Genomic DNA, 23,839 nt, shown 5'->3' with positions numbered 1-23,839 from the left:
TATCGTTCTTGTTATCCCGCCGGTTTGCACCTGCGGCCAAGGGGGCGGCTTCCAAACTGCTTACATCCGCCAAGCCTTGCCTGCCTAATGCAGTCGGGCGTCATCAGCTAATTGCGTACATCCCCGAGTATAGACAGCGACTGCGACCCCGCAATGTGAGGGGGCAAATCAGTGAAAAGAGACGAACGGCGCTGGCCAGCCCGCAGATTGAAGGCCTATCCGACGAACGATGGCGATTCGATATAACAGCGATGCATAACCATGAAATAATTATGACAAATGCATCTTAGGGGCTCGTATAAACGAGCTACCTTATGCAATCCCCTTTCCTACGCCCGTATTACTGGAGCTTTCATGAACACCGCCGCATTGCGCGAGCAGATTTCCCGTGCCCATCAACACGAAGCATCCACCGGCCTGTTGGCTAAACAACTGGACGCACAGTTACCGCACCTGCACTCGGCCATTTCCCTGGCCGAGGGTGATCGTAACGCGGTGATGACACGTTTCGTCAGCGCCTACATCGCCCAGGTCCCAGACCTGCTGGATGCCGCCAACGACGTGGCCCGGGAAGCCGGAATTGAAAGCCAGATCAAGCCGGTGCTGAAAATTGCCGAGCACTTCTTTCTGCAGCCACCCGCGATCCTGGCCGCCCATGAAGGCCTGAACGGCCTACTGGACGAGGCCTACCTGGCCCATCGGCTGGTGGAAGAAGTCAACGATCTGTATATCAAGCATTTCGGCCAGCCCTTGATTCCGGCGGACACCACCGTTGCCAATGTGATTGCCCACCAGTTGATCGGCGAAGATTTCGCCAATCAGCTGGACGAAGCCGTGCACCTGGCGGTGGATGAAATGCTCAATGAAGAGAGCTTCGCCCTGGAGTCCGTCGAGGCCTATCGCGAGCAGCTCAAGAGCCCGGCAACGGAAGCCGCGTGGAAACGCTGGCCGTGCCTGTCGCGCCAGTTGGGTGTGGAGTTGGAGCTGGATCAGCCGGCCTGAGTTTTCCTGCCAGGTATAGAACAAATGTGGGAGCGGGCAAGTCGAATCGTCGCACCGCCGCGCCCACATTTTTTTATCCGGTTTCGTCAGCCCACTGACGGGGCCGAACCAATCCGCGTCGTGGTACGTATCCGCCCTTCCAATCGACGCTTCAACCCCCGCGCCTCGATCACCAACTTCGAACCCTTCGCCGCATTGGCCCGCCCCCATTCCTCCAGCAACTCCAGACACGAATGGTCCACGTAGCTCAGGTTATTGAGCGGCACATGCACGGTGGTCCCCGCCGGCACGGTCGCCAGCACCTGGGTCAATGCAGGCACCTTGAGAAAGGTCGCCGCCCCCACCAGTCGCAACTCCATTTCACCGTCCTCGGGCAGGTCGACCAGGCTGACTTTCAAGCGTGATGCCTTCCACGCCAGTTTCACCAGGGTCAGACCGAAGCCCACCAGCACGCCCGTCAGCAAGTCGGTAAAGATGATCGCCAGGGCCGTGGCCGCGTAGGTGAACATCGGCATCCGGCCATAGCGCCCCAGGCCACGGAACGCCTTGAGGTCCACCAGCTTGATCCCGGTGTACACCAGCACACCCGCCAGGCTCGCCACCGGAATGCTCTGCAGCACGCTCGACAGCAGCAACACAAAGGCCAGCAGCCAGAGACCGTGGAACATCGCCGACAAACGCGTGGTCGCCCCCGCCTGGACGTTGGCCGAGCTGCGCACAATCACACCAGTCATGGGCAATGCGCCCACCAGACCGCACAGCATGTTGCCTACACCCTGGGCGGATAACTCCTTATCGAAGTCCGAGCGTTGGCCGTTATGCATGCGGTCCACTGCTGCCGCCGAGAGCAGAGTTTCGGCACTGGCAATAAAGGCCACCGCGAAGGCCGCGATCAACAGGTTGGGGTCGGCCAGGTTCAACAGGTCGCTGGGGCGCAGCCAATCAATTGCGTCGGCAAGGTTTTCTGGCACCTCAACGCGCTTGACCTGCAAGGCCAGCGCCAGGCTGGTCGCGGTCGCCAGGCCCACGCCGAGCAATGCCCCCGGCACAAAACGCAGTTTTTGCGGGCGAAACCGGTCCCACAACCACATCACCAGCATGGTCGCCAGGCCCAGCAGACCGGCTTGCCAACCGAGCCCGCCACCCAGGCTGGGAATGGCCTGGGCCACTGCGGCGGGAAAGCCGGCGAGGTTATCCAGCCCGGAGGGTTTGGGCGCCCCATCGAGCATCACATGGACCTGCGACAGGACAATCAACACTCCGATCCCCGCCAGCATGCCGTAGACCACCGCCGGCGCCGTCACCCGGAACCAGCAGCCCAGGCGCAGGCGCCCGGCCACCAGTTGCAGGAAGCCGGCCAACAACAGGATCGGCCCGAGCATCAGCATGCCGTGCTGGCGCACCAGTTCGAACACCAACACCGCCAAGCCGGCCGCCGGCCCGCTGACTTGCAGGGGCGAACCGGCCAGCCAGCCCACCACCAGGCCACCAATGATCCCGGTAAGCAGGCCCTTGGCCGGGGGCATGCCCGAGGCAATGGCGATCCCCATACACAAGGGCAAGGCCACCAGAAACACCACCACCGAAGCCAACAGCTCCCGTGGCAGCACTGTTTTTAATTGAGCTGCACGCATGATGACTCTCCCGAGGCATTCGCCGGGCGTGGCAAGGCCTGGCTGCATCCATGGCAGCCATCGCATTACCCGGCAGGGGATTGTTTTAGAAGCGCGCTTTGGGCGTCGCCGAAGGGATCGGTCCGGAACCGCTCAACGGCCGGAATGTGGCCTGATCCGCGTCGTAGGCTTTGATTTCACTGGTCTCGATGTTGTAGATCCAGCCATGGATAAACAAATGACCGTTGGCCATGCGCGATGCCACGGAGGGGTGGGTGCGCAAGTGTTGCAACTGGGCGATGACGTTTTCTTCGGTCAGCACCTGCATGCTTTCGCCTTCGTTGGCGCAATCACAGTTGTCCTGGACCATGGTCTTGGCGACTTCGGCGTGGCGCAGCCAGGCTTTGACCGTGGGCATTTTTTCCAGGCTCTGGGGGTTGAGCACTGCCCGCATGGCGCCACAATCGGAGTGGCCGCAGACAATAATGTGCTGCACGCCCAGCGCCAGCACCGCGTACTCGATGGCCGTGGACACACCGCCGTTCATCTGCCCATAAGGCGGCACGACGTTACCTACGTTACGGGTCACGAACAGATCGCCCGGGGAGCTCTGGGTGATCAGTTCCGGAACAATGCGCGAGTCGGCACAGGTGATAAACATCGCCCGTGGGCTCTGGGCCGTGGCGAGCTTCTTGAAGAGCTCTTCCTGCTGGGGGAAGACCTCATTATGGAAATGCAAAAAACCATCAACAATGTGCTGCAGCGCTGCATCGGCGGACTCCGCCTCGTGAGGGGCTGAAGCCGACGCAGCCAACGGCTGTTTATCCTTGTCACTCATGATTCATCCTCGTGGTTGGGGCAGGAGAGTCTTGTAGTTGAGGTCGACGCGCGATCACCGGGAAACAACACATGGAAACCACCCAGCCAGTGCCGCCGACCCACCAGTCACTTGATGAACAAGGTACCTGCCGAAACTTAACTCAAACTGAATCAACCGCTCTATCTCGCGGGTTTCAGTGATGTCAAAACGCGACCACCCTGGCCGGGCAACACGCGCTTTTGTATCAGTCTACAACAAAGCCAGCTGCCTGCCGGGCGGACAGAATGCACTGCAATCAAGATTAAACCCTTCCCGACGATTGAGCCCCAAGCGCTTGATCGCCTTGGCAAATCGTTGCGCCAGCAAATCGGCAAACGGCCCCTCACCGCGCATGCGCACGCCGAAGCGGCTGTCATAGACTTCCCCGCCACGTACCTGGCGGACCAGGCTCATCACATGGGCCGCTCGCTGCGGATAATGGGCCGCCAGCCATTCCTCGAACAGCGGCGCTACTTCAAGGGGCAGGCGCAGCATCATATAGGCCGCGCTCTGCGCCCCGGCGGCATGGGCTTCGGCCAGCAGGCTTTCCAGTTCACTGTCGTTGATCATCGGAATCATTGGCGAACACAGCACACCCACCGGGATACCCGCCTCGCGCATTACCCGGATCGCCCGCAGCCGCGCCTTGGGCGCCGCCGCACGGGGCTCGAGGATGCGCTTGAGTTCATCGTCCAGGCTGGTGAGGCTGATCATCACCGCCACCAGCCGCTGGCGGGCCAGCTCCGTGAGCAGGTCAAGGTCACGCAGGATCAACGACCCCTTGGTCACGATAGTCACCGGGTGGCGATAGCGCAGCAGCACCTCCAGGGTTTGCCGGGTGATCTGGTATTCACGTTCGATCGGTTGATACGGGTCCGTATTGGAGCCCAAATTGATCGGCGCACACACATAGCCGGGCTTGGACAATTGTTGCTCCAGCACCTGGGCGGCGTTGCTCTTGGCGATCAGCTTCGTTTCAAAGTCCAGGCCCGGGGACATGTCCCAATAGGCATGGCTGGGCCGCGCATAACAATAGATACAACCGTGCTCACACCCCCTGTAAGGGTTGATGGAGCGGTCGAACGGCAGGTCCGGCGAGGTGTTGCGGGTGATGATGGTCTTCGCCGTCTCGATGCGCACTTCGGTGCCCTGGGTCGGCGGTACTTCCTGATACCAACCGTCGTCCTCGGCCACACTGACCGTGGGCGCAAAGCGATTGTGCAGGTTGGTGGCGGTGCCTCGCCCGCGCGGCGGCAGAGGAGTGGACATACAAGCGCCTCGATACTGTTTTTATATACAGTATCGAGGCGCAGCGTCTCTGACCAGTGCCGTTGGGCGGCAAAGGCTGAATCAGTGACTCGTCACTTGCCCCAGATCGTCGCCCGAGGTGGTGTGTTTATCGCTTTTGCGCAGGTCGGCCACGTCGCCAGCCTTCACCGGCGCGCCCTGGTTACCCCAGCTGCCACGGATAAAACTCACCACATCCGCCACTTCCTGATCCGACAGGCGCCAGGCAAAGGCCGGCATGGTGAAGGTGGAAGGCGCGGCGTGAGTGGCCGGCAGGGTTCCGCCATTCAACACAATGTTGATCAACGATGTGGCATCCGCCGTCTGCAACACCGGATTGCCCGCCAGCGCCGGGAACACCCGGGTATAGCCATGACCATCGGTACGATGGCAGGCCGCGCAGTTGTCGATGTACACCGCCGCGCCCGGCCGACTGTCATCGCCCTTCCACAGCGCCTCGGCCACCTGCTTGTCGTATTGGTGCGGCTGATCCTTGGGGTCGACTGCCGGCAGGCTCTTGAGGTAACGGGCGATAGCGGTCAGGTCGTCTTCAGACATGTACTGCATGCTGTGGACTACAACGTCGCTCATGCCGCCAAACACCGCACTGCGATCACTGCGGCCGGTCTTGAGAAACTGCACCAGTTGCTCTTCGCTCCAACTGCCCAGGCCATCCTTGTGGTCACCGCGCAGGCTTTTGGCGATCCAGCCTTCCAGCGGCGCACTGCCCGACAGGAACGCAGAACCTTCAGACGCGCTCAGGGCCTTTTCCTGCATGGTCAGAGCGCGCGGGGTGTGGCAGGCGCCACAGTGGCCGAGACCTTCCACCAGGTAGGCGCCACGGCTGATTATCGGGTCGGCATCGGCCGGGGCCTGGTAGTCCGCCACCTCGGGTGCGAACATCCAGCGCCATGCGGCCAGGGGCCAGCGCATGCTCAAGGGCCAGGGAATGTCGCTGTCCTGGTTCGGCTGGGCGACCGGCTCCACCCCTTTCATGAAGTACGCATACAGCGCCTGCATATCGGTTTCGCTGACGCGAGCGTAAGACGGGTAGGGCATCGCCGGGTAAAGGGTACTACCACTTATGGCGACGCCATGGCGCACGGCCTTGTCGAAGTCTTCAAAGCTGTAGTCCCCCAGGCCGGTTTTGTCCGGGGTGATGTTGGTGGAGTAGATCACGCCGATCGGGGTTTCCATCGGCAGGCCACCGGCAAACGGCTTGCCGCCCTTGGCGGTGTGGCAGGCCACGCAGTCACCGGCGCGGGCCAGGTATTCGCCTTGTTTGATCAGATCAGTTTCAGCCGCGCTCACCGAGCAACTGCTGAACAGGGCCAGGGTCGCGATAACAAATGCTTTCATGGTCGTCGCTCCTTATGCCTGAACCAGCGGGCCGGGGTTTTTCAGGTACTGCTCGCGAATCGCCCGGGCCGACCAATAGGTCAGCGCCGCCACCAGGCCCGTAGGGTTGTAGCCCAGGCCTTGTGGGAAAGCAGATGCACCTGGGACAAACACGTTGTGCACATCCCAGCACTGCAGGTAGCGGTTCAACGCGCTGGTCTTCGGGTCGGTCCCCATGATCGCGCCACCGTTGAGGTGGGTGGTCTGGTAGGACGCGGTGTTGAAGTGATCGCCGACCTTCTTGCCGAGCACGGCAATCGCCTTGGGGTTCATCGCTTCGGCGATCTTGCCCATTTTTTCGACCATGAAGCGGTTCATCTTGATGTCGTTTTCCTGCCAGTCGAAGGTCATGCGCAGCAGCGGCAGGCCGTAGGCATCACGGTAAACCGGATCCAGATCGAGGTAGTTGCCCCGGTAGGATTGATGGGCGCCGTGGGCGTCCATCGACACCTGGTGGGTGTAGTAATCGGCGGTGGCGCGCTTCCACGCACTGCCCCAGGCCGGCGTGCCCGGCGGGTTGGAGGTGCCGGCAATCGGCCGGCTGCCCGCCTGGTTGACCCACATCGGCGAGCCGCCGACGAAGCCATGGGGACCATGGTCGAAGTTATCGGCGTTGAAATCGTCCACCGCCACGCCATTGCCGCCAGCGCCGATGAAGTTGTTGGTATGCACGTCTTTGTCGAAGTAGGCCTTGATGGTGGCCATGTTCTGGTAGGCGAAGTTCTTGCCCACCACCCCTTCGCCCGTGATCGGGTCGTAGGGCTTGCCGATGCCCGAGAGCAGCATCAGGCGCACGTTATGGAACTGGAAGGCGCCAAGAATCACCAGGTCCGCCGGTTGCTCGATCTCCCGGCCCTGGGCGTCGATATAGGTCACGCCAGTGGCTTTACGCTTGGTGCTGTCGAGATTGACCTTGAGCACGTGGGAATTTGGCCGCAGCTCAAAGTTCGGCACCTGGCGCAGGGCCGGCAGGATGTTCACGTTGGGCGATGCCTTGGAGTACATGTAGCAGACATACCCGCTGCAAAAACCACAGAAGTTGCACGGCCCCATCTGCGCGCCATAGGGGTTGGTGTAGGGCCCCGAGGTATTGGCCGAAGGTAGGTTATAGGGCTTATAGCCCACATCGGCGGCAGCTTTCTGGAACAGCTGCGCCGAGTAGGTGTTTTTCTGCGACTCTAGTGGGAAATGGCTGGAGCGATCCGGCGCATAAGGGTTGCCGCCCTTGCCTTCACCCACCAGTTGGCCTTTGACGGTCCAGGCCTGGCCGGAGGTGCCGAAGACTTTTTCGGCGTAGTCAAAGAACGGCTCCAGCTCTTCGTAGCTGACGCCGAAGTCCTGGATGGTCATGTCCTTGGGAATGAAATTTTTGCCGTAGCGCTCTTCGTAGTGGCTGCGCATGCGCAATTCGATGGGGTCCACCCGGAAATGCACACCCGACCAGTGCAGGCCCGCGCCGCCTACGCCGTTACCCGGCAGGAAGGCGCCCAACTGACGGTTGGGCAGGGCAATGTCATTCACGCTATGGCGAATGGTCACGGTTTCCTTGGAGATGTCCTGGAACAGCTTTTTGCGCACGCTGTAGGTCAGTTCGTCGATCACCTGTGGGTAATTACCGTCCGGGTAGGTGTCCTGCATCGGGCCGCGCTCCAGCGCTACCACGTGCAAGCCGGCTTCGGTCAGTTCCTTGGCCATGATCGCGCCTGTCCAGCCGAAGCCGACGATAACCGCATCCACTTTCTTCATGATGGTCGCCACGTTTATGCCCTCTCGCCGCGGATGGAAACAGCCGGGAAGGGGTATTGCTCGTTGCGTTCAACCCAATCCATGAAATCGGCGCGGGCGCCGGGGAAGCCGATCATGGTCCAGCCGACCATGCCTTTGTTGCCGCCGTGGATCGGGTCGCAGAAGAACCCTTCCTTGGTGTTTTGCAGCAACAAATTGAAGAAAATCTTCGGCGGGACCGCCGCGAAATGCTCGCCGGTTTCGGCACCGCCCGCCTCCAGGCGACGCAGCAAATCATCCTGGGTAGCGCTGTCTTGCCCAGCAAATGTTTTACCGTTGAACGCTTTCGACCAGGAATCCGTGGCGGCAATACCCAGGCGATAGATCTCCTTGGGCACCAGTTTGCTCTGCCAGCCCATCTCGGGCGGGGCGTCGGCATTGAACGGGCCTTGCATAAACCACAGGGCGCCACTGGCGTAGGGGGTGTTCATCTGCCGGTCGATATATTCCGGCGCGCCGGCTTCCAAAGCGCCTGGGCCTTGGGCATCAGCAGGGATCAAACGCGCGACGGCGGCGTTGATAAAGGCCCACTCCTCAGCGGTGAAGTAGCTCGGCTCGTAGGCCTTTTCGCTGGCGGGCGCACTGGCCGGGCTGGCCGGGCTGGCCTGGGCAGGTTCGGGCGTGGCCATCAGCATCGAGCCGCCAAGGCCAGTGCTGGCAACCGTGACCACCGGGATCAAGGTCAAGGATTTGCGCAAAAAGTCACGCCGGGGGTTGTCTCGATCTTGATCAGACATGGTGGCACCTCATCATGTGGTCACGGGTTTGAGCAGTCGCTTCATGGAGCGGCTTGTCGTTTTGAATGTAATCAATGGTTACAAATGATAGCAGGCTAAGGAATGAGAGAACCGTTTCAGCCAGGAAAATCGAGAAATGCGCGCAAAAAAATGTGGGAGCAGGCTCATGTAGGAGCTGGCTTGCCTGCGATAGCATCACCTCGGTGTCACTGATACACCGAGGCGTCTGCATCGCAGGCAAGCCAGCTCCTACATGAGCCTGTTCCCACAGGTTGGACGGAGTAAGGCCCGTCAGTCTTTTTTCAGCTTCGGATTAGGGAAGAACTGCACCGCCTGCACCTTGGGGTCCGCCGGCGCTTTCAACGCCGAGGTATTGACCCGCGTGCCCAATTCCTTGGGCACCGACAAACCCTGGTCGTTGAGCGTGTCGGTATAGCCGCAGGCCACGCATTCGCGATGGGGCACATTGTCTTCGGTCCACATCTTCAACTTGTCCGGCTCGCTGCACGCCGGGCACACGGCCCCGGCGATAAATTGCTTTTTGGTGATCACAGGCCCGTCACTCATGCTGCTGCGTCCTCACTCAGGCCGCTGTGGCGCAAGAGTGCGTCAATCGACGGTGCGCGTCCGCGGAAGTCGACGAACAGCACCATCGGCGCCTGGGAACCGCCACGGGCCAGGATCGCCTCGCGGAACGCCCGGCCAGTCTCGGCATTGAGCACGCCGTCTTCTTCGAACTTGGAGAAGGCATCCGCCGACAACACCTCGGCCCACTTGTAGCTGTAGTACCCCGCCGCGTAACCGCCGGCGAAGATATGCGCGAAGCTGTTGGGGAAGCGGTTGTAGGCCGGAGGACGCATCACCGACACCTCGTCGCGCACGCCTTCGAGCACCTGCGCCACGCTGCGGCCATCGCCGTGGGTAGCGTGCAGCTCAAAGTCGAACAGCGAGAATTCCAGTTGGCGCACCATCATCAGGCCGGACTGGAAGTTCTTCGCCGCGAGCATTTTTTGCAGCAGGTCCTGGGGCAATGCTTCGCCACTTTCATAGTGACCGGAAATCAGCGCCAGGCCTTCCGGCTCCCAGCACCAGTTCTCCATAAACTGGCTCGGCAACTCCACCGCATCCCAGGCCACACCGTTGATACCGGACACGCCCGCGTGTTCGACGCGGGTCAGCAGGTGGTGCAGGCCGTGACCGAATTCGTGGAACAGGGTGGTGACTTCATCGTGGGTCAGCAGGGCAGGCTTGCCGCTGTCGGCCGGGGTGAAGTTGCACACCAGGTTGGCCACCGGGCTTTGCAGCACACCCTCGGCGGTACGCCGACGATCACGGGCGCCGTCCATCCAGGCACCGCCACGCTTGTTGGCGCGGGCATACAGGTCGAAGAAGAAGCGGCCGACGTGCTGGCCGTTTTCCTTGATTTCGAACAGGCGGACATCCGGGTGCCAGGTATCGAAGCCCTTCTGCTCGGCGATCTCGATGCCGTACAGGCGCTGGACGATGGCAAACAGCCCGCCCAGCACTTTGTCGATCGGGAAGTAGGCCCGCAGGGCTTCCTGGGACACGCTGTAGCGCTGTTCACGCAGTTTTTCACCGTAGAAACCGCTGTCCCAGCTTTGCAGGTCGGCGCAGCCTTGTTCGGCAGCGTAGGCCTTGAGCTGCTGCAGGTCCTGGGTGGCAAATGGCTTGCTGCGCTTGGCCAGGTCACGCAGGAAACTCAGTACCTGGTCGCTGGATTCGGCCATTTTGGTGGCCAGGCTCAGTTCGGAGAAAGAGGCGAAGCCAAGCAGTTGGGCCAATTCCTGACGCAGGTCGAGGATCTGTTCCATCACCGGGCCGTTATCGTTCTGACCGGCATTCGGGCCCTGGTCCGACGCGCGGGTGCAGTAGGCCGCGTAGATTTCTTCACGTAGGGCGCGGTCGTGGGCGTAGGTCATCACCGCGTAGTAGCTGGGGAACTCCAGGCTGATCAGCCAGCCGTCGAGGCCTTTGGCCTGGGCCGCAGCAGCCATTTGCGCTTTGGCTGAGTCGGTCAGGCCGGCCAGGGTGGCTTCGTCGGTGACGTGCTTGGTCCAGGCCTGGGTGGCGTCGAGCAATTGGTTGGAGAACTTGCTGCCCAGTTCGGAGAGTTTGCTCTGCACCTCGGCATAGCGCTTCTGCTGCTCAGGCGGCAGGTCGATACCCGACAGGCGGAAGTCGCGCAGCGCGTGCTCCAGAATGGTTTTTTGCGCCACGTCGAAACCGGCCGCTTCCGGGCTGTTGGCCAGGGCTTCGAAGGCCTGGAACAGCTCGCGGTTCTGGCCCATCTCGGTGGAATAGGCGCTCAATGCCGGCAGGCAGGCCTCATAGGCTTCGCGCAGTTCGGCGCTGTTGCACACGGCATTGAGGTGGCTGACCGGGCTCCAGGCCGCGCCCAGGCGGTCGTTGAGTTCATCCATGGCCAGGACCAGGCCGGCCCAGGTCGGATTTTTTCCCTGGCTTTGCAGGATGCCTTCGATGGCGACGCGGTTGTCGGCCAGGATCTGTTCGATGGCCGGTTGGACGTGCTCGGCACGGATCGCCGAGAACGGCGGCAGGTCGTAGGACTGCAAAAGAGGGTTGTTCGCGCTCACGGTTGGCACCTTGGCTGAAGAAACAGGTAAGACAAAGATGGGGCCATCTTAATTACAATCAACGTCCACCGCAGCTATCAACCAAACAGAGAGAGGCTATCGTGACCCTTCGCACCTATCAGAATCACACGCCAACCCTCGGCGCCGGGGCTTTCGTCGATGCTTCGGCGGTGGTGATCGGCGATGTCGAAATCGGCGCCGACAGCTCGGTCTGGCCGCTGACGGTGATTCGCGGCGACATGCACCGTATCCGCATCGGCGCGCGCACCAGCGTGCAGGATGGCTGCGTGCTGCACATTACCCACGCCGGCCCTTTCAATCCTGACGGTTTCCCGCTGCTGATCGGTGACGACGTGACCATCGCCCACAAGGTGATGCTGCATGGCTGCACCGTCGGCAGTCGCATCCTGATCGGCATGGGCAGCATTGTGATGGACGGCGCGGTGGTTGAAGACGATGTGATCATCGGTGCCGGCAGCCTGGTGCCGCCGGGCAAGAAACTTGAAAGCGGTTTTTTGTATGTGGGCAGCCCGGTTAAACAAGTTCGCGCGCTTTCTGACAAGGAACGCGCCTTTTTCACCTATAGCGCCGCGAACTACGTGAAGCTCAAGGACCTGCACCTGGCAGAGGGATTCGACCAATGACCCTGGATTACCAGACGGTTCTATTTGACCTGGACGGCACCCTGACCGACCCACGGGAAGGCATCACCCGCTCGATCCAATACGCCTTGGCCAAGCTGGGCATTGATGAGCCGGACCTGACCAAGCTCGAACACTTTATCGGCCCGCCGTTGCTGCAGGCCTTTATGCAGTTCTACGATTTCGACGAGGCCCGGGCGTGGCAGGCGGTGAATTTCTATCGCGAACGCTTCAAGGTCACCGGGCTCTATGAAAACCGGGTGTTCGACGGGGTCATGCCATTGCTGGAAGCGTTGAATGGCCAGGGGCGCCAGCTGTATGTGGCCACCTCCAAGCCGTGGGAATTTGCCCGGGAGATCGCCCGGCATTTCGATTTCGCCAAGCACTTCAAGGTGATCTACGGCAGTGAGCTGGACGGCACGCGCACCAACAAGGTCGAACTGATCGCCCACTTGATGCACGTGGAAGGGCTGGACCCGGCCAGTACCTTGATGATCGGCGACCGTAAGCACGACCTGATCGGCGCACGTAGCAATGGCCTGGATGCAGCGGCGGTGGGGTATGGGTTTGGCAGTTTTGCAGAGTTGAGTGCTGAAGCGCCGCGCTGGCATTTTGAGACGCTGGACGAGATGCATCAGGCGTTTTTGCAGCGGGCTTGAGACCGCTATCGCGGGCAAGCCCGCTCCCACATTGGACGGTGTTCACACATCAACATGTGGCAGTGGCTTGCCTGCGATGGGGCCCTAAAGGTCACGCCCCTCCAACTGCCGCAACGCCAATTTGCGCTGCTCCACCGGCAAGCGCCCCAACTGCTCCACGGCACCGTAGAACCTCAGCCAATCCCCACCCTCGCGGCGGAACAATGCCGCAAACGCCGGCACCCACTGGTCATACAGCCCAAACGGCAACAACCGCGCATTGTTCATCGGCTGATTGATCCAGGCGTCATAACGCTTGTCGCCGCCCCACTGGCTGTCGCGCATCTGCCGATAATCACTGCGCAAGCGCTCGAACTCGGCGGCCTTGGCCTGGCGCATGGCATCGGCGGCCAACGGCTGCGCATACAGGCGCTCCAAGCGGCTGCGGGTGTTGAGGATCAACTGGATAAACTGGTCGCGCTGCTTCAAGCTCGATTCGCTCGCAGGCGCCAGGCCACGGGCCGCGCGCCATTGCCGGGTGCCTTCCTGCTCGACGAAGGTGGCAAACGACTCATTGAACTCGGTGTCGTCCTTCACATAAAAGCGCTGGTGCGCCAGCTCGTGAAAAATCACCGTGGCCAGGCGCTCTTCACCCCAGCGCATCATCGAACTCATGATCGGGTCATCGAACCAGCCGAGGGTGGAATAGGCCTCGACCCCGCCAATCGACACATCCATGCCACGCAGTTGCAACAACGCCGCCTCGCCCCGCGCCGCACCCTGAGTGTAATAACCACGGTAGGCCACACATCCGGCAATCGGGAAGCAATGGTTCTGGGGTAACAAGGAAAATTCTGATGTAGCGAAGACATTCCAGACGACATACGGCCGGCCGATATCGGCATACAGGCGATAGCTCTGATTGTCCGGCAGGTGCAACTGTTGGCTGGCGAAGGTGCGCGCCTTCTGGGAGTGCGCCAAATGCTCACGCAACACTTGCGGGCGCGTCGGATCGGCAATCACTTCGGCCACCGGCTGCCGCGCCTGCAGTAACTGCCATTGGCCGCTGGCCAGCTGGCTGTAGTAGCTGACACTGGAGCAACCGCCGAGCCACAGGCACGTCAGCCCCGCCAAGAAACGCCACACCATGTCAAACCGCTCCAGAGTCATTGGCCCGCCAGACTAACTGGCCGGCAGGGGTTATGCTCATACCATTCCTACGGTTGAGTGCCCACTATGCGTCAGCTCCTGCTTCCCTTGGCGGCGATTTTTCTCAGCGCCTGTGCCTCCGCGCCAATCCCGCCCGCCGACCCGCAACAGGCCTGGGTCGATTTCGCCACCCCGACGCCGGGCGCCAAGCTGGTCATGGCGCAACGCCTGGACGGCAAGGCCCTGGACGATGGGCGCTACTTCCAGGTGCCAGCGGGCAGCCATGAGTTGATGGTGCGTTTTGATTTTGAAGTGTATGCCGGGGCGGGCCTGGGTGGCGGGCTGAACCAGCCCCAGGAGCGCACCTGTTTTATCACCCTGCAATACGACCAGTTCCAGGCCGGCCAACGCTACCGCCTGGAAGGGCGTTCGCTGGGCTTTACCCCGAACATCCGGCTGTATGACGCCCAGCGTCAGTTGCTGGCCGAGGAACGCAGCATCAACTGCATTCCCTGATCAGTCATCGTTGCGCTGGTAGATGATGCGCTTGGTGCCGTTTTCGCAGGAGCCGACGATCATGGCTTCGTCATGATTCTTGGCTTCTTCGGCGGTGATGATTTCCAGGGTGTAGGACGGGATTGCCTTGGCCTGTAGGCCGACTTCAATCTCTTTCCTGAGCTCTTCACAGTCTTTCGGCGCGGCCATTGCCGATGTGGCCAAAACACCGCAGATAATCGCCAAGGCAAAACGTTTCATGTGTGAAGCTCCCTAAATGCGCTGCGCACGGGTGTGCGCCAAAGGCTGCATGGGTATGAGACCACATTTGCGAAACGCGAGTTCTGATTTAACGCAGAACAAAATGTGGGGGCGAGCAAGCCCGCTCCCACATTAGACCTGCGCTGGGTCAGCTGACGAGGGTGCCATCCAGGGTGATGGTGGCATTCAGCACCTTGGACACTGGGCATCCTTCCTTGGCCTTCTTGCTCAGTTCATCGAACTGCGCCTGGCTCGCGCCGGGAATCTTGGCCTTGAGGATCAGGTGAACCGCCGTGATCGCAAAACCACCGTCCACCTGGTCCAGGGTCACTTCGGCCTGGGTGTCGATACTGTCGGCCTTGAGCCCGGCATCACCGAGAATCATGGAAAAGGCCATGGAGAAACAACCGGCATGGGCCGCGCCGATCAGTTCTTCAGGGTTAGTGCCCTTGCCGCCTTCGAAACGTGCCTTGAAGCCGTAGGGGGCTTCGCGCAGTACGCCGGTTTCGGTCGAGATAGAGCCCAGACCGGTTTTCAGGTCGCCTTCCCAGTGTGCGGAGGCTTTTTTCACGATACTCATAGCGATCTCCCAAGCAGTGGTTGTGCATCAGTATGGTTCTGAGGATAGAACCTCTGGCAAAGTTCACCCCGTCGGAAAAACCAAGTGGATTAGTAGGAAATTTCATGCCCACTATTGAATCTCGGGTATATGCCCACATTGCATAGAACATGCACATGAAGCGGCAGGTTTTGGTTCGTCACAAGCCTGCGCCCCTATGGAGAAGCAGGTTTATGAAACCACTGTCCGATGTAAAGTTCTCAACCCTCGACCTGGTGCCGGTGCGCGCCAATGGCAGCCCGGCGCAGTCGCTGCGCAATTCCCTGGACCTGGCCCAGCACGTGGAAAAGCTCGGCTATACACGTTTCTGGGTAGCCGAGCACCACAATATGGATGGCATCGCCAGCTCCGCGACCTCGGTGCTGCTGGGCTACCTGGCCGGCGGCACCTCGACCATCCGGGTCGGCGCAGGCGGCGTGATGCTGCCCAACCATGCGCCACTGGTAATCGCTGAACAGTTCGGCACCCTGGAGAGCCTCTACCCCGGCCGGATCGACCTGGGCCTGGGCCGCGCACCCGGCTCCGACCAGATGACCGCCCGCGCCTTGCGCCGCGAGCGCTCCGGCAGCGCCGATGACTTCCCGGAAGATGTGGCCGAGTTGATGGCCTACCTGGGCCCGCGTACCCCCGACCAACGGGTGATCGCCATGCCGGGCACCGGCACCAACGTCCCGATCTGGCTGCTCGGCTCCAGCCTGTTCAGCGCCCAACTGGCCGGCGAGCGCGGTTTACCCTACGCCTTCGCCTCCCATTTCGCACCGCGCATGATGCATGAGGCGATTCGCGTCTATCGCAATCACTTCAAGCCTTCGGCGGTGCTCGACAAGCCTTATGTGATGCTCGGGGTGCCGCTGGTGGCCGCCGATACCGATGAACAGGCCGATTACCTGGCCACGTCGGTCTACCAACGGATCCTCGCGCTGATGCGTGGGCAAAGCCTGGTCCAGCGCCCGCCAGTCGACAGCATGGACGGCCTGTGGCTGCCCCATGAGAAAGACGCGGTAGGTAGTTTTCTAGGCCTGGCAATGGTGGGGAGCCCGGCGAAGATTCGCGCCAAGCTGGAGGTGTTGATCGAGCAGACCGGTGCCGATGAGCTGATCTTTACCTGCGACCTGTACGAGCATGCTGATCGGATTCATTCCTACGAGCTGCTGGCACAAGTGATGAAGGGCTAAAACCCCTGTGGGCGTTGTCGAGCCTTGGCGAGGCTCGACAACGCCCACAGTTGGTTGCTACCACGGGATCACCCGCGGTTGTAGACGATTTCCTTGGTACCACCTTCGCAACTGCCGACCACTTCGCCGTTGGTTGCGCTGCCTTTATCGACAATTTCCAGGGTGTACCCGGAAGCGCCATTGGCCTGGATCTTGGCGTCGATTTCGCTTTTCAGCTCGCCACAAGGTTTGCCAGCCGCCAGGGCTGTACCTGCCAGGCTCAACAAACCTACCGCTAACAGAAACTTTTTCATCCGTTACTTTCCTTGCGCTGATCAAAAAATGTACGCCGACACGCAGGGTATCGGCGCCCAAAGGGTGTAGCGCAGGTTATGGCAATCGGCCAGCGTGCAAGTTCAACCGTGCCGATCAACTATTGGCAATACGGAAGCCCACCTTGAGGGTCACTTGGAAGTGCGCGGCCTTGCCGTCCTTGATGTGGCCACGGGTTTCGGTGACCTCAAACCACTCCAGGTGCTTGATGCTCTTGTTGGCCTCGGCCAGGGCATTGTTGATGGCGTCCTCGATGCTGGTTGGGGACGAGCCCACCAGTTCGACTTTTTTGTAGGTGTGATGATCAGTCATGAGTGCTCTCCTGGGTCGATGAATACAGCCTAGCAGTGATTCTTCGTACTGCTTCTGGCGACTCTTCTCACCTGAAAGTTCAGATTTACTGCACTTTCTGAAACCCCCGCAGTCGGAATCAACACACGTTACTCATTCACTCCAGGAGAGCCCACATGGCCAACACCTCTTTACGCAAAGCGTCATTGGAAAGCATGGAAGCCGAGATTTCGAGCCTGCTCAAATCCCTTGAGAGCCTCAAGGACGATGCATCCGACGAGTCGCGCAAAACCCTCAAGGCCCTGAAAAGCAATGCCGAGAATGCCCTCAAGCACTCCCGCCATCTGATCAGCGATGCCTACGAAGAAAGCAAAGTGAAAATCCGCGAAACCGGGGTTGCCACCCGTGACTATGCCCAGGAGCACCCTTGGACCACCGCCGGCGTTGCCGTTGGCGCACTGGGCCTGCTGGCGGCCTACCTGCTGTGCAAACGCGGTGACTAAACCGGTTGGCGCGCAAGCTCAGCCTTGAGCCATTGCGCCAACTGCCGGGCGCGCCCATCCGCGGCGCGCTTGGGTAGCCACAACGCCAGTTGCGCCGGGGTTTGACTAAAACCCCACGGCGCAACCAGGCGACCGGCACGCACGTCCTCCGCCACCAGCGGTTGCGGTGCGATCGCCACCCCCAGGCCCGCTACGGCCGCCTCCAGCAAATAATACAAATGCTCAAAACCCTGGCCGTACTTAAGCGCGCTGGCGTCGATGCCATGGTGCTGCGCCCAATTGGGCCAGGCTTGCGGGCGCGAGGTGGTGTGCAACAGGGCTTCACCCAGCAAGGCCTGGGCGGGCGCCTGGCGCAGGGCCTGGTAATGGGCAAAGTGCGGGCTCATCACCGGGCCGATCCGCTCGCTGACCAACTCGTACACCTGCATATCGGCCGGCCACGGCGGCTCGGCAAACACCAGCAAGGCATCCAAGCCCGGCCGTCTGGGGTCAAGATCACCTTCGCCCGCTGATAGATGCAGGCGCAAATCCGGCAAATCCGCATTCAAGCGCCCCAGCCGTGGAATAAACCAGCGCGCCAGCAAACTGCCGGAACAGCCGAGAACAAACGGCGCATCAGCGCTGCTCTGGGTCAGTTCCCCGCACACATCCCGCAGGCGCTCGAACGCCTCGAAGCTGGCATCGCGCAGCCGCACCCCGGCATCTGTGAGTTTAATACCACGCCCATCCTTGACGAAAAGACTCACCCCAAGGTGTTCTTCCAACACTTTCAGTTGTCGGCTGACGGCACCGTGGGTCACATGCAATTGCTCGGCAGCCTGACTGACGCTGTTGAGGCGGGCAGTGGCTTCGAACGCACGCAGGGCGTTAAGGGGTGGAAGGTCTCGGCTCATCTGTGAGTTTTCCTGACAGGTTGCGGCGATCTTATCGGTTTTCACGGTACAGCGTCAGGGGTAGAGTGGCCGTCATTGCCTCTCCCACCTCTTCACCCTGGAGCGCACCATGACTCAGTCCCAGACCGATTTACGCAACGGCCCTGATGCCAACGGCCTGTTTGGCGCGTTCGGCGGCCGCTACGTGGCAGAAACCCTGATGCCGTTGATCCTCGACCTGGCCCGCGAATACGAAGCGGCCAAAGTCGATCCGGCCTTCAACGAAGAACTGGCCTACTTCCAGCGCGACTACGTCGGACGCCCAAGCCCGCTGTATTTCGCCGAGCGCCTGACCGAGTTCTGCGGCGGCGCCAAGATCTACCTCAAGCGTGAAGAGCTGAACCACACCGGCGCGCACAAGATCAATAACTGCATCGGCCAGATCCTGCTGGCGCGGCGCATGGGCAAAAAACGCATCATCGCCGAGACCGGCGCCGGCATGCACGGCGTAGCCACCGCCACCGTCGCCGCGCGGTTTGGCCTGCAATGCGTGATCTACATGGGCACCACCGATATCGAGCGCCAGCAGGCCAACGTGTTTCGCATGAAGCTGCTGGGTGCCGAAGTGATCCCAGTGGTCGCCGGCACCGGCACCCTCAAGGACGCGATGAACGAAGCCCTGCGCGACTGGGTAACCAACGTCGACAGCACCTTCTACCTGATCGGCACCGTGGCCGGCCCGCACCCGTACCCTGCGATGGTGCGCGACTTCCAGGCGGTGATCGGCAAGGAAACCCGCACCCAGTTGCAAGCCCAGGAAGGCCGCCTGCCGGACAGCCTGGTGGCGTGCATCGGCGGTGGCTCGAATGCCATGGGCCTGTTCCACCCGTTCCTCGATGACACCAGCGTGGAGATCATTGGTGTTGAAGCCGCCGGCTACGGCATCGAAACCGGCAAGCACGCGGCCAGCCTCAATGGCGGCGTACCGGGTGTGCTGCACGGCAACCGTACCTTCCTGTTGCAGGACGACGACGGCCAGATCATCGACGCCCACTCGATCTCTGCGGGCCTCGATTACCCCGGCATCGGCCCTGAGCACGCATGGTTGCACGACATTGGCCGCGTCCAGTACACCTCGGTAACCGACGACGAAGCCCTCGACGCCTTCCACAAATGCTGCCGCCTGGAAGGGATTATTCCGGCACTGGAAAGCGCCCACGCCCTGGCCGAAGTGTTCAAGCGCGCCCCGCCCCTGCCCAAGGATCACCTGATGGTGGTCAACCTGTCAGGCCGTGGCGACAAGGACATGCAGACCGTTATGCACCATATGGAAACCGCCAAGCAGGAGAAACACTGATGAGCCGCCTGCAAACCCGCTTTGCGCAACTCAAGGAACAAAACCGCGCCGCCCTGGTGACCTTCGTTACCGCTGGCGACCCGGGGTATGACACTTCCCTGGCGATCCTCAAGGGCTTGCCGGCAGCCGGCGCCGATGTGATCGAGCTGGGCATGCCTTTCACCGACCCCATGGCCGATGGCCCGGCGATCCAGCTGGCCAATATCCGTGCGTTGGGCGCCAAGCAGAACCTGGCGAAAACCCTGCAGATGGTGCGCGAGTTCCGCAAGGGCAACACTGATACACCGCTGGTGCTGATGGGCTACTTCAACCCGATCCACATGTACGGCGTGCCACGGTTTATCAGTGACGCAAAAGAGGCCGGCGTCGATGGCCTGATCGTGGTCGATATGCCACCGGAACATAACAGCGAACTGTGCGACCCGGCCCAGGCCGCGGGCATCGACTTTATCCGCCTGACCACGCCAACCACTGACGATGTGCGCCTGCCCACCGTGCTCAACGGCAGCTCCGGGTTTGTGTACTACGTGTCGGTGGCCGGTGTGACCGGTGCCGGTGCCGCCACCCTGGAGCACGTGGAAGAAGCCGTCGGCCGCCTGCGCCGGCATACCGACCTGCCGATCAGCATCGGCTTCGGCATCCGCACCCCGGAACAAGCCGCCGCCATCGCCCGCCTGGCGGACGGTGTAGTGGTGGGGTCGGCGCTGATCGACCACATCGCCAACGCCAGCAACGACCAGCAAGCGATTGACGGGGTGTTGAGCCTGTGTGCAGCGCTGTCGGAAGGTGTGCGTAACGCTCGCAAGTAAGATTCTTGCTCTGGGCAATCGGGCTGTTGTGGCGAGGGAGCTTGCTCCCGTTGGACTGCGTAGCAGTCCCATTTTAGGGCCGCTTCGCGCCCCAACGGGAGCAAGCTCCCTCGCCACAGGCCCCTAGCGGATAGGTATCTATTCCTTGAGCTCGATGCGCTCGACCTTGCCCACCAGCAGTATGTAGGACAGCGCCCCCAGCAGCGCCAGCACCGCAATGTAGGTAATCGCCGGCGCAAACGAATCGCCCGTGGCCAGAAAGCCAATGACGATCGGCGTGGTAATCGCCGCCAGGTTGCCGATGAAATTGAACACCCCCCCAGTCAGCCCCAACAGCCGCGCCGGCGCCAGGGTCGAGACCAGCGACCAGGTGATCGACGCCAGGCCGTTGCCGAAAAACGCCACCGCCAGGAACGCAATCACCAGTGGCGTCGAATCGACGAAGTTGGCGCCAATGATTGCCGTGGAAATCAGCAGGCCGCTGATGATCGGCAACTTGCGCGCAAATCCCACCGAGGTGCCACGGCGGATCAGCCAGTCGGAAAACAGCCCGGAACACAACACCCCGACAAAGGCCGCGAGGAAGGGTAGCGAGGCGAGCAGGCCGGACTTGATGAAGTCCATGCCGCGATATTTCACCAGGTAGGTCGGGAACCATGTCAGGAAAAACCACAGGGTCGAGTTCAGGCAGAACTGGCCCAGGTAGATGCCCCACAGCTTGCGCTTGCTCAGCACGATCCCCAGGTCGACCCAACTGAAGGGCGCCTTGCGCTTGGCAGTTTGTGCGTCCAGGTCCACCAGGCCGCCGCCTGCGCGGATCAGCTCGATTTCTGCGCTATTGACCCCTTTGAAGTCCCGCGGCTCGCGGTACACCGCGTACCACACCAGCGCCCAGAGGATGCCCACCGCGCCGGTGCTGATAAACACCATGTGCCAGCCATAGTGGTGCTGCAACCAGGCCAGCACCGGGGTGAGGAACGCCAGCCCGACGAACTGCCCGGACGTGTAGAAACCAATGGCCGTGGCACGCTCACGCTCGGGAAACCAACTGGTGACGACCCGGCTGTTGATCGGATAAGCCGGCGCTTCCAGGGCACCCACCGCCATGCGCAACACGAACAACGCGATAAAGCTCGCAGCAAAGCCCAGCATCACCGTGGCAATCGACCACAACAGCAGGGCGGCGGTGTACAGAATGCGCGGCGGCACCCGGTCCACCAGCCAGCCGCCGGGGATTTGCATGGCGGCATAGGTCCAGCCGAACGCCGAAAAAATCAGCCCGACATGCACCGGGTCGATGCCCAGCTCACTGGTCAGGGCTGGCGCGGCAATCGACAGGTTGCTGCGGTCCAGGTAGTTGATCACCACCGTGATAAACAGCAGGACCATGATGAAGTAACGCTTGCGGCTGGGCGTGACTAAAGACGCCTGCCCGGTGAGGGTTTCAGGGTGCATGGGGGAGCCTCTTATTATGTTTATTGAGGTCGGTTAACGGCTACCGGGTTGAAAGTGGGAGCTGGCTTGCCTGCGATGGCGGCGGAACATTCAAGATTGCTATCGCAGGCAAGCCATCTCCCACACTGACCACGTGCCATCAGGTGAAAATCACCACTCGGCAAAGCTGCCATCGGCATGCCGCCAGATCGGGTTGCGCCAGCGGTGACCAATGGCCGCGCGCTCGATCACGTATTCCTCGTTGATCTCAATCCCCAGGCCCGGCCCGTTGGGGATCTTCACGAAGCCTTGGTCGTAATCGAAAACCCCCGGATCGCGCACGTAGTCGAGCAGGTCATTGCTCTCGTTGTAGTGAATGCCCAGGCTTTGCTCCTGGATAAACGCGTTGTAGCAAACCGCGTCCAGCTGCAGGCACGCCGCCAGGGCAATCGGCCCCAGCGGGCAGTGCAGGACCAGGGCCACGTCGTAGGCTTCGGCCATGTTGGCGATCTTGCGGGTTTCGGTGATGCCGCCGGCATGGGACGCATCCGGCTGGATGATGTCGACGTAGCCTTCGCTGAGCACGCGCTTGAAATCCCAGCGTGAGAACAGCCGCTCACCCAAGGCAATCGGAGTGCTGGTCAGGGGCGCCAGCTCCTTGAGCGCTTCGTAGTTTTCGCTGAGCACCGGTTCTTCGATAAACATCAACTTGTACGGGTCCAGCTCTTTCATCAGCACCTTGGCCATGGGCTTGTGCACGCGGCCATGGAAGTCCACGCCGATGCCAACATTCGGGCCGACCGCATCGCGCACGGCGGCGACGTTGGCCAGGGCCTGGTCGACCTTGTCGAAGGTGTCGAGAAACTGCAGCTCCTCGGTGCCATTCATCTTCACCGCCGTAAACCCACGGGCCACGGCTTCCTTGGCCGCACGGGCGGTGTCAGCCGGGCGGTCGCCGCCGATCCACGAATAGACACGGATCTTGTCCCGCACCTGGCCGCCCAGCAGGTCGCTGACCGACACCCCGAGGGCCTTGCCCTTGATGTCCCACAACGCCTGGTCGATGCTGGCCAGGGCGCTCATATGAATCGCACCGCCCCGGTAGAAGCCGCCGCGATACAGCACGGTCCAGATATCTTCGATATTGCGTGGGTCTTTGCCGATCAAATAGTCGGACAGCTCCTCGACCGCGGCTGCCACGGTGTGGGCGCGGCCTTCAACCACGGGCTCGCCCCAACCGGTCACGCCCTGGTCGGTTTCCACTTTGAGGAAGCACCAGCGCGGCGGCACGATAAAGGTGGTCAGTTTGGTGATTTTCATCTGCTTATCTCTCTTGTCGGATGCAGCGCCTGGGCGCCAGGCACACTCAGTTCAAGGCGTTCCAGGCAGCGACATACGCCTGGGCACGGCTCGCCACCTGCTCGACACTCATGCCGGGCTTGAACAGCCCGGAGCCCAGGCCAAAGCCCTTGACCCCGGCGTCGACGAACACTTGCATGTTGTCCGGGGTAATCCCGCCCACCGGCAGCAGGACCGTGCCGGCCGGCAGCACCGCCAGCCAGGCCTTGACCACCGCCGGGCCCATTTGCTCGGCCGGGAACAGCTTCAGCACATCGGCACCTTCGGCCAGGGCGGCGAAAGCTTCGGTGGGCGTCGCGACCCCGGGCGACAGGTACAGGCCCGCGGCTTTTGCGGCGCGCAGCACCTTGGCATCACTGTGGGGCATAACGATCACCTGGCCACCCGCCGCCTTCACCCGCTCCACCTGCTCGGGCGTCAGCACGGTGCCGGCACCGATCAGGCAATCGGCGGGCAACGTCTCACGCAGGGTGCGGATGCTGGTGTAGGGATCGGGCGAGTTGAGCGGCACTTCGATCACCCGGAACCCGGCCTGGTACAGCACCTGGCCGACAGCTGCGGCCTCATCCGGGCGCAGGCCCCGCAGGATCGCGATCAAACCGTTTTGAGTGAGTGCTTGCTTGAGCAT

Annotated in this window: 25 protein-coding genes; 8 read left to right on the top strand and 17 right to left on the bottom strand. The window is 61.5% G+C overall.

The window, feature by feature from the left end; genetic code table 11:
• Window positions 1–354 precede the first annotated feature (354 nt).
• A complete protein-coding gene (locus HBR94_RS20775) occupies window positions 355–1,002 on the top strand; it encodes a hypothetical protein (RefSeq protein ID WP_057957897.1) in 648 nt (215 codons plus the stop codon).
• Window positions 1,003–1,088: 86 nt separating this feature from the next.
• Here HBR94_RS20775 and HBR94_RS20770 read toward each other — a convergent pair whose 3' ends face one another.
• The 8 genes from HBR94_RS20770 to prlC form a co-directional block, all read right to left on the bottom strand.
• Complete coding sequence (locus HBR94_RS20770; protein ID WP_115127089.1) at window positions 1,089–2,636, bottom strand: SulP family inorganic anion transporter; 1,548 nt, start codon at window positions 2,634–2,636, stop codon at window positions 1,089–1,091.
• 85 nt (window positions 2,637–2,721) lie between these two features.
• Window positions 2,722–3,453, bottom strand: a complete 732-nt coding sequence (locus tag HBR94_RS20765) for a carbonic anhydrase (RefSeq protein ID WP_057957895.1) — start codon at window positions 3,451–3,453, stop codon at window positions 2,722–2,724.
• 231 nt (window positions 3,454–3,684) lie between these two features.
• On the bottom strand, window positions 3,685–4,743 hold the full coding sequence (locus HBR94_RS20760; protein ID WP_057957894.1) for a PA0069 family radical SAM protein: 1,059 nt from the start codon (window positions 4,741–4,743) through the stop codon (window positions 3,685–3,687).
• An 81-nt stretch (window positions 4,744–4,824) separates the two neighbouring features.
• Complete coding sequence (locus tag HBR94_RS20755; protein ID WP_169960463.1) at window positions 4,825–6,120, bottom strand: cytochrome c; 1,296 nt, start codon at window positions 6,118–6,120, stop codon at window positions 4,825–4,827.
• Between the two features lie 12 nt (window positions 6,121–6,132).
• On the bottom strand, window positions 6,133–7,917 hold the full coding sequence (locus HBR94_RS20750; RefSeq protein ID WP_115127087.1) for a GMC family oxidoreductase: 1,785 nt from the start codon (window positions 7,915–7,917) through the stop codon (window positions 6,133–6,135).
• 2 nt (window positions 7,918–7,919) lie between these two features.
• Window positions 7,920–8,681: a gluconate 2-dehydrogenase subunit 3 family protein gene (locus HBR94_RS20745; RefSeq protein ID WP_128593088.1), complete on the bottom strand. Its 762-nt coding sequence runs from the start codon at window positions 8,679–8,681 to the stop codon at window positions 7,920–7,922.
• A 291-nt stretch (window positions 8,682–8,972) separates the two neighbouring features.
• The gene (locus tag HBR94_RS20740) at window positions 8,973–9,248 is read right to left on the bottom strand and encodes a YheV family putative zinc ribbon protein (RefSeq protein WP_057439263.1); all 276 of its coding nucleotides are present in this window, start codon (window positions 9,246–9,248) and stop codon (window positions 8,973–8,975) included.
• Window positions 9,245–11,296 (bottom strand): oligopeptidase A, encoded by a 2,052-nt coding sequence (prlC, locus tag HBR94_RS20735; protein WP_057439264.1) that lies wholly within the window; start codon window positions 11,294–11,296, stop codon window positions 9,245–9,247. Before prlC ends, HBR94_RS20740 begins: the two co-directional genes overlap by 4 nt.
• Before the next feature lie 101 nt (window positions 11,297–11,397).
• Between prlC and HBR94_RS20730 the strand changes: the two genes are divergently transcribed.
• A complete protein-coding gene (locus HBR94_RS20730) occupies window positions 11,398–11,940 on the top strand; it encodes a gamma carbonic anhydrase family protein (RefSeq protein WP_057439265.1) in 543 nt (180 codons plus the stop codon).
• Entirely contained in the window at window positions 11,937–12,596 is a 660-nt protein-coding gene (locus HBR94_RS20725; RefSeq protein WP_170045469.1) for an HAD family hydrolase, read from the top strand. Before HBR94_RS20730 ends, HBR94_RS20725 begins: the two co-directional genes overlap by 4 nt.
• 84 nt (window positions 12,597–12,680) lie before the next feature.
• Here HBR94_RS20725 and HBR94_RS20720 read toward each other — a convergent pair whose 3' ends face one another.
• Window positions 12,681–13,724 carry an aminopeptidase gene (locus HBR94_RS20720; RefSeq protein WP_170045468.1) on the bottom strand — a complete coding sequence of 348 codons (1,044 nt, stop codon included), beginning with the start codon at window positions 13,722–13,724 and terminating at the stop codon, window positions 12,681–12,683.
• Window positions 13,725–13,811: 87 nt separating this feature from the next.
• Between HBR94_RS20720 and HBR94_RS20715 the strand changes: the two genes are divergently transcribed.
• The gene (locus tag HBR94_RS20715) at window positions 13,812–14,240 is read left to right on the top strand and encodes a hypothetical protein (RefSeq protein ID WP_057439266.1); all 429 of its coding nucleotides are present in this window, start codon (window positions 13,812–13,814) and stop codon (window positions 14,238–14,240) included.
• On the opposite strand, the gene HBR94_RS20710 is transcribed toward HBR94_RS20715, so the two are convergent.
• A complete protein-coding gene (locus HBR94_RS20710) occupies window positions 14,241–14,480 on the bottom strand; it encodes a DUF1161 domain-containing protein (RefSeq protein ID WP_057439267.1) in 240 nt (79 codons plus the stop codon).
• Window positions 14,481–14,628: 148 nt separating this feature from the next.
• Entirely contained in the window at window positions 14,629–15,060 is a 432-nt protein-coding gene (locus tag HBR94_RS20705) for an OsmC family protein (RefSeq protein ID WP_010168580.1), read from the bottom strand.
• Between the two features lie 212 nt (window positions 15,061–15,272).
• Here HBR94_RS20705 and HBR94_RS20700 point away from each other — a divergent pair, with 212 nt between their 5' ends.
• Window positions 15,273–16,274: an LLM class flavin-dependent oxidoreductase gene (locus tag HBR94_RS20700; protein ID WP_057439268.1), complete on the top strand. Its 1,002-nt coding sequence runs from the start codon at window positions 15,273–15,275 to the stop codon at window positions 16,272–16,274.
• Window positions 16,275–16,342: 68 nt separating this feature from the next.
• On the opposite strand, the gene HBR94_RS20695 is transcribed toward HBR94_RS20700, so the two are convergent.
• Both HBR94_RS20695 and HBR94_RS20690 read right to left on the bottom strand, forming a co-directional pair.
• A complete protein-coding gene (locus HBR94_RS20695; RefSeq protein ID WP_057439269.1) occupies window positions 16,343–16,567 on the bottom strand; it encodes a DUF1161 domain-containing protein in 225 nt (74 codons plus the stop codon).
• Between the two features lie 115 nt (window positions 16,568–16,682).
• Window positions 16,683–16,898, bottom strand: a complete 216-nt coding sequence (locus HBR94_RS20690; RefSeq protein ID WP_057439270.1) for a dodecin — start codon at window positions 16,896–16,898, stop codon at window positions 16,683–16,685.
• 155 nt (window positions 16,899–17,053) lie between these two features.
• On the opposite strand from HBR94_RS20690, the gene HBR94_RS20685 reads away from it, so the two are divergent.
• On the top strand, window positions 17,054–17,380 hold the full coding sequence (locus HBR94_RS20685) for a DUF883 family protein (protein WP_003170746.1): 327 nt from the start codon (window positions 17,054–17,056) through the stop codon (window positions 17,378–17,380).
• Here the strand turns inward: HBR94_RS20685 and HBR94_RS20680 are convergent.
• Complete coding sequence (locus HBR94_RS20680; RefSeq protein WP_057439271.1) at window positions 17,377–18,273, bottom strand: LysR family transcriptional regulator; 897 nt, start codon at window positions 18,271–18,273, stop codon at window positions 17,377–17,379. The genes HBR94_RS20685 and HBR94_RS20680 overlap by 4 nt on opposite strands.
• A 109-nt stretch (window positions 18,274–18,382) precedes the next feature.
• Here HBR94_RS20680 and trpB point away from each other — a divergent pair, with 109 nt between their 5' ends.
• Window positions 18,383–19,609 (top strand): tryptophan synthase subunit beta, encoded by a 1,227-nt coding sequence (gene trpB, locus HBR94_RS20675; protein ID WP_170045467.1) that lies wholly within the window; start codon window positions 18,383–18,385, stop codon window positions 19,607–19,609.
• Window positions 19,609–20,418: a tryptophan synthase subunit alpha gene (gene trpA / locus HBR94_RS20670; protein ID WP_057439273.1), complete on the top strand. Its 810-nt coding sequence runs from the start codon at window positions 19,609–19,611 to the stop codon at window positions 20,416–20,418. The genes trpB and trpA overlap by 1 nt, the downstream gene beginning before the upstream one ends.
• Window positions 20,419–20,556: 138 nt before the next feature.
• On the opposite strand, the gene HBR94_RS20665 is transcribed toward trpA, so the two are convergent.
• The 3 genes from HBR94_RS20665 to HBR94_RS20655 all read right to left on the bottom strand — a co-directional run bounded on the left by HBR94_RS20665 (window position 20,557) and on the right by HBR94_RS20655 (window position 23,839).
• On the bottom strand, window positions 20,557–21,873 hold the full coding sequence (locus HBR94_RS20665) for an MFS transporter (RefSeq protein WP_057957887.1): 1,317 nt from the start codon (window positions 21,871–21,873) through the stop codon (window positions 20,557–20,559).
• A gap of 150 nt (window positions 21,874–22,023) precedes the next feature.
• Window positions 22,024–23,172 (bottom strand): galactonate dehydratase, encoded by a 1,149-nt coding sequence (gene dgoD, locus HBR94_RS20660; protein ID WP_170045466.1) that lies wholly within the window; start codon window positions 23,170–23,172, stop codon window positions 22,024–22,026.
• Window positions 23,173–23,218: 46 nt separating this feature from the next.
• Window positions 23,219–23,839, bottom strand: coding sequence for a 2-dehydro-3-deoxy-6-phosphogalactonate aldolase (locus tag HBR94_RS20655; RefSeq protein ID WP_057957886.1), 621 nt, complete (start codon window positions 23,837–23,839; stop codon window positions 23,219–23,221).

The sequence above is a fragment of the Pseudomonas sp. WS 5412 genome (assembly GCF_012985615.1).
In the GTDB taxonomy this organism is placed as follows: domain Bacteria; phylum Pseudomonadota; class Gammaproteobacteria; order Pseudomonadales; family Pseudomonadaceae; genus Aquipseudomonas; species Aquipseudomonas shahriarae.
The sequence above is the reverse complement of the archived record's forward strand: the minus strand, read 5'-3'. Positions and strand labels throughout refer to the sequence as shown.